The sequence below is a fragment of the Streptomyces sp. NPDC018000 genome (assembly GCF_044328025.1).
Lineage (GTDB): Bacteria > Actinomycetota > Actinomycetes > Streptomycetales > Streptomycetaceae > Streptomyces.
The window spans coordinates 160,820-173,108 of record NZ_JBIRGM010000002.1 but is presented as its reverse complement, the minus strand read 5'-3'; the positions used below and the strand labels follow the sequence as shown (position 1 = coordinate 173,108).

At 70.1% G+C, this 12,289-nt stretch carries 10 protein-coding genes; 7 read left to right on the top strand and 3 right to left on the bottom strand.

What is annotated here, in order from left to right:
- Nucleotides 1-192 precede the first annotated feature (192 nt).
- Complete coding sequence (locus tag ACH4EW_RS05310; RefSeq protein ID WP_398251676.1) at nucleotides 193-810, bottom strand: HhH-GPD-type base excision DNA repair protein; 618 nt, start codon at nucleotides 808-810, stop codon at nucleotides 193-195.
- Nucleotides 811-1,100: 290 nt separating this feature from the next.
- Between ACH4EW_RS05310 and ACH4EW_RS05305 the strand changes: the two genes are divergently transcribed.
- Complete coding sequence (locus ACH4EW_RS05305) at nucleotides 1,101-1,916, top strand: DUF4157 domain-containing protein (protein WP_398251673.1); 816 nt, start codon at nucleotides 1,101-1,103, stop codon at nucleotides 1,914-1,916.
- A 60-nt stretch (nucleotides 1,917-1,976) separates the two neighbouring features.
- Here the strand turns inward: ACH4EW_RS05305 and ACH4EW_RS05300 are convergent, their stop codons facing one another.
- The gene (locus tag ACH4EW_RS05300) at nucleotides 1,977-3,326 is read right to left on the bottom strand and encodes a hypothetical protein (protein ID WP_398251671.1); all 1,350 of its coding nucleotides are present in this window, start codon (nucleotides 3,324-3,326) and stop codon (nucleotides 1,977-1,979) included.
- Between the two features lie 211 nt (nucleotides 3,327-3,537).
- Between ACH4EW_RS05300 and ACH4EW_RS05295 the strand changes: the two genes are divergently transcribed.
- The 6 genes from ACH4EW_RS05295 to ACH4EW_RS05270 all read left to right on the top strand — a co-directional run bounded on the left by ACH4EW_RS05295 (nucleotide 3,538) and on the right by ACH4EW_RS05270 (nucleotide 11,535).
- Nucleotides 3,538-4,164: a response regulator transcription factor gene (locus ACH4EW_RS05295; RefSeq protein ID WP_398251668.1), complete on the top strand. Its 627-nt coding sequence runs from the start codon at nucleotides 3,538-3,540 to the stop codon at nucleotides 4,162-4,164.
- 276 nt (nucleotides 4,165-4,440) lie between these two features.
- Nucleotides 4,441-6,435 carry an HYR domain-containing protein gene (locus tag ACH4EW_RS05290; RefSeq protein WP_398251665.1) on the top strand — a complete coding sequence of 665 codons (1,995 nt, stop codon included), beginning with the start codon at nucleotides 4,441-4,443 and terminating at the stop codon, nucleotides 6,433-6,435.
- Between the two features lie 28 nt (nucleotides 6,436-6,463).
- A complete protein-coding gene (locus tag ACH4EW_RS05285) occupies nucleotides 6,464-7,327 on the top strand; it encodes a DUF4255 domain-containing protein (RefSeq protein WP_398251662.1) in 864 nt (287 codons plus the stop codon).
- Nucleotides 7,324-9,357 carry an ATP-binding protein gene (locus ACH4EW_RS05280; protein WP_398251659.1) on the top strand — a complete coding sequence of 678 codons (2,034 nt, stop codon included), beginning with the start codon at nucleotides 7,324-7,326 and terminating at the stop codon, nucleotides 9,355-9,357. The genes ACH4EW_RS05285 and ACH4EW_RS05280 overlap by 4 nt, the downstream gene beginning before the upstream one ends.
- Before the next feature lie 121 nt (nucleotides 9,358-9,478).
- Nucleotides 9,479-10,258 carry an alpha/beta fold hydrolase gene (locus ACH4EW_RS05275; protein WP_398251656.1) on the top strand — a complete coding sequence of 260 codons (780 nt, stop codon included), beginning with the start codon at nucleotides 9,479-9,481 and terminating at the stop codon, nucleotides 10,256-10,258.
- Between the two features lie 20 nt (nucleotides 10,259-10,278).
- Complete coding sequence (locus ACH4EW_RS05270) at nucleotides 10,279-11,535, top strand: cytochrome P450 (RefSeq protein ID WP_398251653.1); 1,257 nt, start codon at nucleotides 10,279-10,281, stop codon at nucleotides 11,533-11,535.
- Between the two features lie 335 nt (nucleotides 11,536-11,870).
- On the opposite strand, the gene ACH4EW_RS05265 is transcribed toward ACH4EW_RS05270, so the two are convergent.
- Nucleotides 11,871-12,287 (bottom strand): hypothetical protein, encoded by a 417-nt coding sequence (locus tag ACH4EW_RS05265; protein ID WP_398251650.1) that lies wholly within the window; start codon nucleotides 12,285-12,287, stop codon nucleotides 11,871-11,873.
- Nucleotides 12,288-12,289: the final 2 nt, after the last annotated feature.

Sequence of the window (12,289 nt, the reverse complement as noted above, 5' to 3'; positions counted from 1 at the left end):
GAGCCTCCGGGCGCAGCCATGGGGTGGGACTGCGACGCTGGCGAGAACGCCACAAAAATGGACATTTTGGAACATGGGCCGTGATGAGTGACCGCGACAGCACGGGCAGAGACGCGGATTCGGGCGCCGACGGCGGTTCCGGCACCGGCGCGTCGGACACGGGCGTGGCGTCGGGTGCTGTCTGTTCGTCGGCTACTGTCCGGCTGCGCGTTTGGCCGCCCTGGCCGCGTGTTTGGCCTGCTGCTTGAAAGCGCGGACCTCGGCGAGTGATTCCGGGCCGGTGATGTCGGCGACCGACCGGCGCGAGCCCGCCTCACCGTACGGTCCGGCAGCCTCCCGCCAGCCCGCCGGCCGGACCCCGAACTGCTTGCCCAGCAGCGCCAGGAAGATCTGCGCCTTCTGGGTGCCGAATCCCGGCAGGGCGTTCAGTCGTTTTCGCAGCTCGGCCCCGCTGGAGACATCGCTCCACACCGCGCCCGCGTCGCCGTCGTACTCCGCCACCAGGTACTGGCACAACTGCTGGACCCGCTTGGCCATGGAGCCCGGGTAGCGGTGCAGGGCAGGTTTGGCGGTGAAGAGTTCAGCGAAGGCCTCCGGGTCGTACGCGGCGATCTCATGGGCGTCCAGGTCGTCTTTGCCCATCCGCCCGGCCAGGGTGTACGGGCCGGAGAAGGCCCATTCCATCGGCACCTGCTGATCCAGCAGCATGCCGACCAGAGCGGCGAGCGGGCTGCGCGCGAGGAGTTCGTCCGCCCCCGGCTGCTGGGCGATCCGCAGGGTGATGTCCTGGTCCTTGTTGCTCTCGGTCATGCCTTCGATCATCTCGACGGCGGAGCGGCCCGGCCACCCCACTGCCCGCCGATGCAGCCGTTTGCCGCCGGATCCGGTTCGAGGCTGCACGACAGCCGGCCGGCAGCCGTGGGCGTGGGCCCGCCGGGTTTCGCGGGACCGTACGAACGGTTCGGATGCCCGAAGGGGCAGCGTCGGCTGCCCCTGGCCGGCGGGGTCCGGGCTGGACGAGGCAGTGGCACGTCGTGAAGGTGGAGTGGTGGGGCCATCACGACGCGCCTTCGACCGGGGTGCGGTCAGGGGAGATGACGATGTACGCACAGGAACGGGACCAGGAACACGACCACGAGCGGGACCACGGGCACGGGCAGGAGCACGACGAAGCCCCGCACGCGTCGAGCACCACCGAGGGCCGGGAGGCGGCGGACACCCCGCACCTCTACCGCGCGGCGGCCGCAGGGCGGGCCGATGTGGTCGGGGCCGGCGGCATGAGCGTGCTCCAACGGGCGGTCGGCAACAGCGCAGTGGGGTCGATGTTCCGGAGGCAGGAGGAGGAAGAGCGCTCCCCCGTGCACGACGTGATCTCGTCCGGCGGAGGGCAGCCCCTGGACACCGATACCCGCACCGATCTGGAGGGGCGGATGGGCGCGGACTTCTCCGACGTACGCATACACACCGGCTCCGCCGCACACGAGTCGGCGAAGGGTGTGGGCGCCCATGCGTACACGGTCGGCAACAACGTGGTCTTCCAGCGGGACGCGTACGATCCGTCCTCGCCACAGGGCCGCACCACACTGGCTCATGAGCTCACCCACGTGATCCAGCAGCGCAACGGCCCGGTGGAGGGTACGGAGGCGCCGGGCGGTATCCGGGTGAGCGATCCGTCCGACCGGTTCGAGCGGGAGGCCGTTGCGAACGCCGACCGGGTGCTGGCGGACCCGGCCCCGGCCCCGGCTTCGGCGGCTGCGACGGGGACGGCCGGTCATGACTCGTCCCCCGTCGCGACGCCCGCTGTGCAAAGGGCGGCGACGGAGGACGAGGACGAGCAACCTGCCGATGTGCAGGGCGCCTTCGTCCAACGGGCGGAGGAAGGGGCCGAGGAGGAGGAAGAGGCTCCGCCTGCTTGACGGGCCCGCTGACCGGCCGGCCTGATCCGCGGTGTCCGTCCCCGGTGTCCGTCCGTGGTGTCAGCCCGCGGTCTCCGTCCGCATTGTGCCGCCCAGGAACAGCGACTCCGCACACCGCGAAGGCGTCGGCGCGTTCACCGGCTTGCCCACCTTCCGGCAGTCGACGGTCATCGTGACCTTGCCTCCCGCGGGCACCTGGATCGGCGTGACGAAGTGGTAGTCGGAGTCCCGGAAGTTCTCCAGTGCCAGCCTGAGCACGGGCGCGTCCCGGCCGGAGGAGACCACGAGCGTTCCCGCGTCGCCCTGCGGGTTCTGGACCACGATGTCCGTCAGTTGGAAGGTTTTTCCGCTGGGCACCTGAAGGGCCGTCGAGGTGTTCGACCCGCCGCCCACCGAGTCCCTGACCTGCACCTGCGCACTGGTCGGGGCGGCGGCCGCGGAGCCGTCGGAGGTGCCGTCCGAGGTGCCGTCGGAGGCGCCGGGGCTCGGTGAGGGGCTCGGCTTCGGTGAGCCGTCGTTCGCACCCGAGGCGTCGCCTCCGCCCGAACCCGCTCCGGCCGCCGAGCCGGGGTCCGGAGTCTTGCTCTCGTCGGCCGCGGCGGCGGCGGACCGGACCGCGTCCGGCGTGATTGCCTCCCGGGCCGCCGACTTCACGGCCGGTCGCAGCAGCGCGTACCAGAGCCCGACGAGCGCGATCAGCAGAACAGCCGCGGTGATGAGCGCCCTGGGAAGCCAGCGCGGCAGGATCGGCTCCTGTTGGTACGAGCCGTCCAGGACCACCGGCGCGACCGGGGCCTGGCCCTCCGCTACGTCCGGTGTGGCGACCACCTGGAAGGGATGGGTGACCGGCGTGCCGCGCCACACGCGCTTCGCCGGCCGGATCCGCAGCTTTCCGAACTCGGCTTTGCCGGGCGCGATCTGCAGGGTGTCCGCCGCGAACGTGACCCGGGCCCGCTCCGTCCCCGACTGAGCCCCCAGCCGCACGGTCGCCGGAGTGTTTCCCCGGTTGTCGACGGCGAGTTGGTGCCTGCCGCGCCAGGCGCCGTGCGAGCTGCGCGGTACCAGCTCGGCGGTCGTCTCGGTGAAGGGGAGTACGGTCACCCGCCCTTCGGGCACCACCGTGTCGCCCTGTTCGCTGGTGGGCACCACCCGGATCCCGAAGGGCGTCTCCCCTGCTAGTACGGTCGAGTCGCGGGGCGGACGCAGCACGAGGGAGACCGTCTGCGAGTCGCCCGGATACAGAGACAGGGTCGCCGGCTCCACCGTCGACCAGGCGGCACACTCACCGACCACCTCGAAGCGGTATTCCTCGACGGTGCTGCCGGAGTTGAGGATCCGCAGGGGGAGAGCCGTCTCCTCGCCCGGTGCGGCAGTGACGGACGAATCGTCGAGGCTTGCCGTGAGACTCATAGGGCGCACCGTAGGGTCCGCGCCGAATGCCGACATCGGCCGTGAAGGAACACTTCTGGGCAGAGTCTGTGCCCGGATCGGCTTTTCTGTTTCCCTGTAGGTGTACGTGGGAATCGTTTGACCGCCTCAGGACGAATGAGGCACACGAAAGCAGCCGTGATGGTTGTGTTCAGTGTGATGCCATCGGCTGCTACCCAGGGGGAGCATTGCCATGGAGCGCATCACTGTCGCATTACGGGCCCAGGATCCGATCTCGCAGGCGGGCGTGGCCAGTCAGCTGCGTACCCGGCCCGAAGTCAGCGTGACGGAGTGGGGGGAGGGCGACGCCTCACCTCAGATCGTGGTCGTCGTCGTGGACACGGTCGACGATGAGGTCCTGATGATGATGCGCCACATTCAGCGCACCAGCACCTCGCGCACCGTCCTCGTCACCACGGACATCGACGAGCAGAAACTGGTGAGCGCCGCGGAGTGCGGTGTCGCCGGTGTGGTCAGACGCTCCGAGTCGACCCCGGAGCACCTGGTGCAGGTCATAGGGACGGTGGCGCGGGGCGAAGGACATCTGCCCTCCGACCTGCTGGGAAGGCTGCTCGAGCAGGTGGGCCGCCTTCAGGGGCAGGTGCTCGGCCCTCGTGGCCTGCACTTCACCGGTCTGGCAGCGCGTGAGGTGGATGTGCTCCGCCTGGTCGCGGAGGGGTACGACACCGCGGACATCGCGACGAAGCTGGCCTATTCCGAGCGCACGATCAAGAACGTGCTGCATTCGGTGATGACCCGGCTGCAACTGCGGAACCGGTCGCATGCGGTGGCGTACGCGATGCGGCAGGGGTTGATCTGAGCCTGCGTGGCGGCAGGGGCTGATCCGAGCGGTCCGGCACGTGCGTCCGGCGGGTGCGGTGCCTGCCCGAAAGGGCAGTGACGGCTTCCCGGGGGTGTGACTCCCGCACCACTGCGCATCGGCCGCGGGTACGGGACCGTGGGGCCCGGTACGCCGATCGGCCGAGGGTGGGGGAGGACTTCCGTGCGCTGGTTCCAGCTGCTTCAGCGGGCTTCGCGGTCGCGGTCGGCCCGGCCGGCCCGGCCCCGGCCCTCCGCCTCGCGCAGGACCCTCGCCGTGCTCCGTATCCCTGTGCTGGCCGTTCTCCTCTTGGCCACCGGCATCGCCCCCGGCTCGGCCGTGACCTCCGGGGCGCCGACGGTGGACATGCCCGAGCCATGGGTTACGCCTGCCGAGTTCACGGACGCGGTCGACCCCGGCGGGTCCACGGGCGTGGCCAAGCAGGTTCGTACGCCGGCCATACCGCCGAGGCCTGATGTGGTGCTGCTGGTGGATGGCACCGGGAGCATGAGGGCCCCGATCGGCGATGTACAGGCGGGTTTGAACGACATCACGACGAAGGTCCGTGCACAGCAGCCGGATTCCCGCTTCGCGGTGGCCACCTACGGCGACGAGAAGGACGATCCGACGGCTGAGTTCGCTGTCCTCCAAGGACTGACGACGAACCTGGACGACGTACAGAAGGAGGGTGTCGACAAGCTGACCATCACCCGTGGCGGCAGGAGCAAGGGCCCGTCCGAGGACTGGATCTACGCGCTGTGGAAGGTGGCCAACGGCGCGGACGGCGAAACCGTCTTCCGGGACGGCGCCAGCCCGGTGGTCGTCCTGGTCGGTGACGCGTCGAGCCACAACCCCAGCAACAAGATCCCTTACGAGGAAGCGGTGTTCGCGCTCCAGGACAAGGGCGTACGCGTCATCGCTGTCGACGTGGAGACCGAGAACGGCGACGGGCTCAACGGCTACGGATACACAAGCCCCACCTACCAGGACCCGTACCACGAGCCCGACCAGGCCAAGCGGATCACCGCAGCCACCAACGGCCGCATGCTCGACGGAATTCCCGGGGACGGAGTGACCGAAGCCATCATCGAGGGCTTCGACAATCTCCCCACCTCCGTCGGCTACCGTCTCGACAACTGCGACCCTCACCTGTCCGTCAGCCTCGACCCGCCCACTCAGCAGGTCACCAGCGGGGACACCGCGCACTTCGCGGAGAACATCGACGTCTCCGCGGACGCGCCCCAGGGCACCCGACTGACCTGCACCGTCCAGTTCCTGATGGGCACCCAGGTACCCGGCACGGACACCATCGGACCGGCCGCGGCTGCCGATCCCGACTTTCAGGAGCAGATCAATATCGATGTGAACGACATCGACGCGCCTGTCGTCACCGTGGACGATCTGACCGTCCGGGCCAAGGACAAGAAGGGCGCGCGCGTGACGTACGGCGCCACCGCCCAGGACGCCACTGACGGCACCCTCCCCGTCACTTGCACCCCGCCCTCCGGCTCGCTCTTCCCGGTCGGCAGCACCACGGTGACCTGCTCGGCCACCGACTCGGCCGGCAATACGGGGACGGACACAGCGCAGATCGAGATACTGGAGGCCCCCGTGCCGCCCTCGGCGGACGTGGCGATGGAGGTCGATGTCAGCCCGGACCGTACGTACACAGGGCGTCCTGCCCGAGCCCGTTTCACGGTCACCAACGCAGGCCCGGACGCGGCGACCGGGGTGGTCATCGGTTCGTCCTGGCCGAAACCCTCCAAGGCGAAGGACCGCAGCCTGGCCGCCCTGACCCGCTGCACGGCGGCGAAACCCTGCACCATTCCGGCGGGTGGCCGCATCGAGGTGACCCAGACGGCGACGTACCGCGCGGCGGTCACCGAGGACGTACGGGCCACCGTGCGCGGCACGCTGCCCGACCGTCGGAAGGGCAACAACCAGGACACCGAACGGCTGCGCGTCCTGAAGCCCTCGCTGACCGTTACCCCGCAGGTCGTCAAGCCGGGGCAAGTGGTGCTGGCGCGGGGCAAGGACTATCCGCCGGGGCAGACCGTACGTTTCACGTGGAACATCGGGATCACTGCGGAGATGTCCGGTGTGACCGTGAGCCGCGACGGCACCTTTGAGGTCCAGGTCCCGGTTCTGCGCAAGGACAAGCTCGGCCCGCGCATGCTGCGGGCGGGCTCGCGCGACCTCGACCGACTGCAGAAACCGGTCCTGGTGGTCCAGCGGAATCTCCAGCCACCGGACTTCGCGGGCCGCGCGTGAGCGCCGGCGACCATACGGGAGTGATCGGGTGATCCACGAGGTCGACGACGTACTGCGGGCTCTGATCAGGGCGGAGGTGCTCGAAGGCGGCCAGATCGCGGTCGTCTTCGACGCCCCGACCCGGGAGTGGGCGGCGAAGGTCAACGCCCCTGTGGTCAACCTCTACCTCTACGACATACGCGAGGACATGCGCAGGCGCGAGCGAGGCCTGCACAACGAGTACGACGAGCGCGGCACGATCATCGCCCGCCGCCGCCCGCCCCGCTTCTTCAAGCTGTCATACCTGATCACGGCATGGACGAAGCGCCCGGAGGACGAGCACCGGCTGCTCTCGTCGCTGCTCGGCTGCTTGCTGCGCTACGAGGCGCTGCCTCCGGAGCGGCTGACGGGTTCCTTGGCCGAGATCGGGGCGTCCGTACCGATGTCGATCGCGCTGCCGCCGCCGGAGGACCGCTCGTTCGCCGACGTATGGAGCGCGCTGGGGGGCGAGTTGAAGCCCTCGCTGGACCTGGTGATCAGTGTGCCGGTGACGGCGTCGCCGAGCTATGTGGTCGGGCCGCCGGTGGGGGACGAGGGCTTGCAGGCCCGCTTCGGGGATGTGCCCGAGGGGGCCGAGCCGTTGTCGGAACCGATGCCGGGGCGCGGGGGGCTCCCGGTGTACGGAGGGCGGCCCGGCCGACCGGGGGGTCCGGGTGGGGCCGTCCCCGGTACCCCTGTCCCCGGTATCCCCGTCACGGAACGGCGCCGAGGCCTCTCCTTCCGTATCACCGAGAACCGCAAGGCCGCTGCGGCGGACGGCACACGGGGCAGCGGGGCGGACCACGCGGCGGACGCAACGCCGGGCAGCGGAGCCGACCACGCGGCGTACAGCACGGAGGACGGCACCGAATGACAACCGCGGGCGACCCGAACCTGCGTCATCTGCTCGCCCGCGCGGTAGCGGTGGAGCAACGCATCCGACGAGCGGTCGAGGCCCGGCAGCTCACCGATCCGGACCCGGACGACGCCTTCCGCGGTCTCTACCTCACGGACGAGAACATCGCCCGTCTGCTGGACACGGACGAGGCCCGCGCCTTCCCGTCCCCCGTCCCGGACCACGTAGAGACACCGGCCGAACCATCCCGACTGAACGCCCTGGCCACCGAGTTCGACCTCACCGCCCTCGATATCGAGATCCTCCTCATCACGCTCGTACCGGATCTCGACGACCGCTTCGAGGCGTTCTACGGCTACCTGAACGACGACGTCACCCGCCGCCGCCCGTCCATCGGCCTGGCTCTGGGTCTGTGCGGTCTGTCCCCCGCCGACCAGGCGGCGCGCGGCCGGCTGTCGGCCCTCGCACCACTCCGTGAGGGCCGCCTTCTCCTGGCAGAGGACCTGGACCGCCCGTTCCTGAGCCGGGCACTGCGCGTCCCCGACCGGGTCACCGCGCACCTCCTGGGCGACGACACACCCGACCCGCGGCTGGCCGACCTCCTCGCACCCTGGCACGCCGTACCGGGCGTCGGCGACCCGGCCCCGCTGGCCGCGGCGCTCGCCCGAGGCGCCTCGCTGGCCTATCTCCGCGAGGACCAGGGCGGTGCGGGCACGGCTCTCGCGGCCTCGGCGCTGACCCTCGCGGGCCACCGGGCGCTGGGCCTGGACCTGGCACGACTGGCCGAGGACCCGTCCCCCGCCGAGGCGGCCCGTTCCCTGGTCCGCGAGGCCCGGCTGACCGGCGCCGGTCTGGTCTGCGCCCCGCTCGACGCGGTCTCCCGCGAACACCCGGAACTCCTCCGGCTGCTCACCGGCACCCCGGTCCCCACGATCCTGGTGGGCCGGACCCCCTGGGACGCCGCCTGGTCAGCCGCCCCGCCCCTCCTCCTGCACGCCCCACGCGTGGAGCCCTCGACCAGGGCCGCCCTCTGGACCGACGCGTACGAGGCTCCCGTCCCCGAGACCATTGACGTGGACCGCCTGCTCTCGCCGTTCCTCCTCACCCCGGAACAGATCACCCGCGCCGCCCGGGGCGCTGCCCAGACCATCCACCTGGACGGCGGCACCCTCACCCCCGACCACGTCCGCCAGGGCGCCCGCGCCCAGAACGCGGCGGGCCTGGACCGTCTGGCCCGCCGCATCGAACCCACCGTCACCTGGAACGACCTCGTTCTCCCCCCGGACACCCACGCCCAGCTCCGCGAACTGACCGCCCGCGCGCGCCATCGCGACCGGGTCCTGGGGGAGTGGGGCATGCGCCCCGGCGGCGGCAGGGGACGGGGCGTCTCCGCCCTCTTCGCGGGCGACTCAGGCACCGGCAAGACGATGTCGGCGGAGGTCATCGCCGCGGACCTGGGCCTGGACCTCTACACGGTCGATCTGGCGACGGTGATCGACAAGTACGTGGGCGAGACGGAGAAGAACCTGGAACGGATCTTCTCCGAAGCGGCGGGCGTGAACGGGGTCCTGCTCTTCGACGAGGCGGACGCGATCTTCGGTAAACGCTCGGACGTGAAGGACGCCCACGACCGCTACGCGAACGTCGAGAGCGCGTACCTCCTCCAGCGCATGGAGTCCTTCGACGGCCTGGCCATCCTCGCCACCAACCTCCGGGCCAACTTGGACGACGCCTTCACCCGCCGCTTGGACCTGGTCATCGACTTCCCGGTCCCGGACCCCGAACAACGCCTCGTCCTCTGGGAGCGCTGTCTGGGCCCGGTACTCCCCCGGGGCAAGGACCTGGACCTCGCCTTCTGCGCGGAGAACTTCGAGCTGGCGGGCGGCAACATCCGCTCGATCGCGGTGACCTCCGCGTACCTGGCGGCGGACACGGGCGAGCCGGTGACGATGCCGACACTGATCCACGCGATCCAGCGCGAGTACCAGAAACTGGGCCGGCTGACGCTGGCGTCGGAATTCGGCCCGTATCTGGGACTGCTGGCGTGAGGCCGCCGGCCGGACACCGGCCGCCTGTGCGCGGGCCCTTGCGCGGGCCGGTGGTTGCCGCCACCGTGGTCGGGGTCGGCCGGTGACCGACCGGTCTTCTCCGTACGTGACGGGAGTCAGCGTGAACGCATTGTCTGTCCTGCCCCATGAACTGCACGGCGACGGCCCGCACAAGGTGATCGCGGTGCACGGCTGGCTCGCAGACCGCTCCGCATACGCCCCCGTGCTGCCGGATCTCGACCTCGGTTCGTTCCAGTACGCGGTGGTGGACCTGCGCGGCTACGGCGAGGCCCGGGACACGGACGGCTCGTACACCACGGCCGAGGGGGCGAAGGACGTGCTCGCGCTGGCCGACCGGCTCGGCTGGGAGCGGTTCTCGCTGATCGGCCACTCGATGGGCGGCTCCGTCATCCAGCGGACGCTGGCCGCCGCGCCGGAGCGGGTGCGCAGAATCGTCGGGGTCTCGCCCGTCCCCGCGTCCGGCCTGCCCCTCCCGCCCGAGCAGTGGGAACTCTTCGCCGCGGCGGCACACACCCCGCAGAACCGCCGGGTCATCCTCGACACCACCACCGGGGGTCGGCGCCCGGCGGGCTGGCTTGACCGGATGGTGCGCCGCTCGGTCGACTGCAGTGACGTCAAGGCGTTCCGGGCCTGGCTGGACTCCTGGGCGGGCGAGGACTTCCACGACCAGATCGAGGGTTCGCCCGTGCCCGCTCTCGCCGTCGTGGGCGCGCTGGACCCGGCCCTCTCCGCCGAGTTGCAGCGCGCCACCTGGATGCGCTGGTTCCCCCGGGCCGAACTGGTGGAGCTGCCGTCGTGCGGCCACTACGCGATGGACGAGACCCCGCTCGACCTGATCCGCGTGATGGAGGACTTCCTGCGGGCGGACGCGGAGGCATGAGCGGTCCCGCCCCTGCCGAAATGCCCGTACCAGATGTCTTCGATCCGAGGCTGTACGGGCAGGGCATCCCCCACGACCGCTACCGCTACCTGCGCGACCACCACCCCGTGGCGTGGCAGGAGGAGCCGGAGGTGCTCGGCTGGTCGGCGGGCCCCGGCTTCTGGGCGGTCACCCGGCACGAGGACGTGGTCCGGGTCCTGAAGGACTCCTCGACGTACTCCTCGTACCTGGGCGCCACCCAGATCCGCGACCCTGACCCCGCCGACCTGCCGTTCATCCGCCGCATGATGCTCAACCAGGACCCGCCGCACCACCGACGCCTGCGCGTCCTCGTCAGCCGCGCCTTCACCCCGAAGCGCATCGACCGCTTCGAGACCGTCGCCCGTGAACGCGCCCGCGCCCTGCTCACCCGCGCGGTGGCCGAGGCGCGGGCCGGCGACGGCACCTGCGACCTCGTCACCCAGGTCACCGACGACTACGCCCTGCTCAACCTCACCGACCTGCTCGGCGTACCGGACACCGACCGCGCGCTTCTCCTCCACTGGACGCAGCGCGTCATCGGCTACCAGGACCCCGACGAGGCCGGTACCCGGGAAATCGGCCCGGACGGCAGACCAGTCAACCCCCGCTCCCCATCCGCCCTGCGCGACATGTTCGACTACGCGCACGCCCTGGCCGCCCACAAGCGCCGCCATCCCACCGACGACGTCATGACGTCCCTGGCCATGGACCCCGAACTGACCGCCCCCGAAATGGAGATGTTCTTCTTCCTGCTGGTGGTGGCCGGCAACGACACCGTACGCAGCGCGGCCCCCGGCGGCCTGCACCTCCTGGCGGAGCACCCCGACGCGTACCGCCGCCTGCGCGACGGCGAGGTCGGGTTCGCGGGCGCCGTCGACGAACTCCTCCGCCGCCACCCCCCGGTCCTGACCTTCCGCCGCACGGCCACCCGGGACACGGAGCTGGCCGGCACCCGTATCCGTACCGGCGACAAGGTGGTCGTCTTCCACGCCTCCGCCAACCACGACGAACGCGTCTTCCCCGACCCCTTCACCCTGGACGTCGCCCGAACCCCCAACCCCCACGTCTCCTTCGGCGACGGCCCGCACGTCTGCCTGGGCGCGCACTTCGCGCGCTTGCAGTTGCGCGCTCTGTACGCAGAGGCGTGCCGAGCCCTGCCACCCGGCCCGCTCCAACTCGCGGCCCCGTCAAGCCGTTTGGTGTCGAACTTCATCAACGGGCTGAAGTCGCTGCCGGTGCGGGTGGCCGGCTCCTGACAATTGGTCTGTCAGGTGGAGGTTGCTGTGGGCCGTGCTTAATGAGGCCGCGCTGCGCCGAGTCGTCGGGCAGCCGGGCAATCACGAAGGAGCAAGCCCGGACGAGTCGGTCAGAATGGTGCGGGAGAAGGCGGAGAAATACGCATGAGTGGCGCTGAACGGACTCTCCCTCAAGGGGTTGATCCGGCAGAAACCATCCCGAGGTGTCCGGAGCGACAGCAGGTCTCTGGCGCCGCGTGTGGATGGCATGGGGTGAGCTGCTCGATGTGAGGCCCATCCGCAGCCTTATCCTGCAGTCGGCGATACAGCGGGCGATCTCGGCGCGCCAGTAGGATTTATGAGTCGCTGGCCCAAGAGGGGGGCTCGTTTTCGTTGAGGAAACGTTGCTCCATTTCCTCTGCGTACTCGGAATCCTTCTCGACGTCCGCATCGGATGGCACTCGCCATTCCCCTGCGCCCAGGATGGTGAGTGTGTTGGCAACTGCCTCACTGATGCAGATGCTCTCGAGGCCCTCACCCAGGGATACGTTGAGAAACGCCTGATCTGCGATCCTGCTCTCCAGAAGATAGTCGCCACCCCAGTAGAAAAGTCCGATCTGCATACCCAGTGTGTGGGTGGTGAAGGCTGGGATTCTTTCGTACTCGCCTTCGGTGAACTTGCAGCCGAAAGCGCCTTCAAGTAATTCGCGCACTTCTTCCATCGGTGCCGAACTGCTTGTTCTGACGGAGAACTCCAGTACCTTCTTCGGCATCG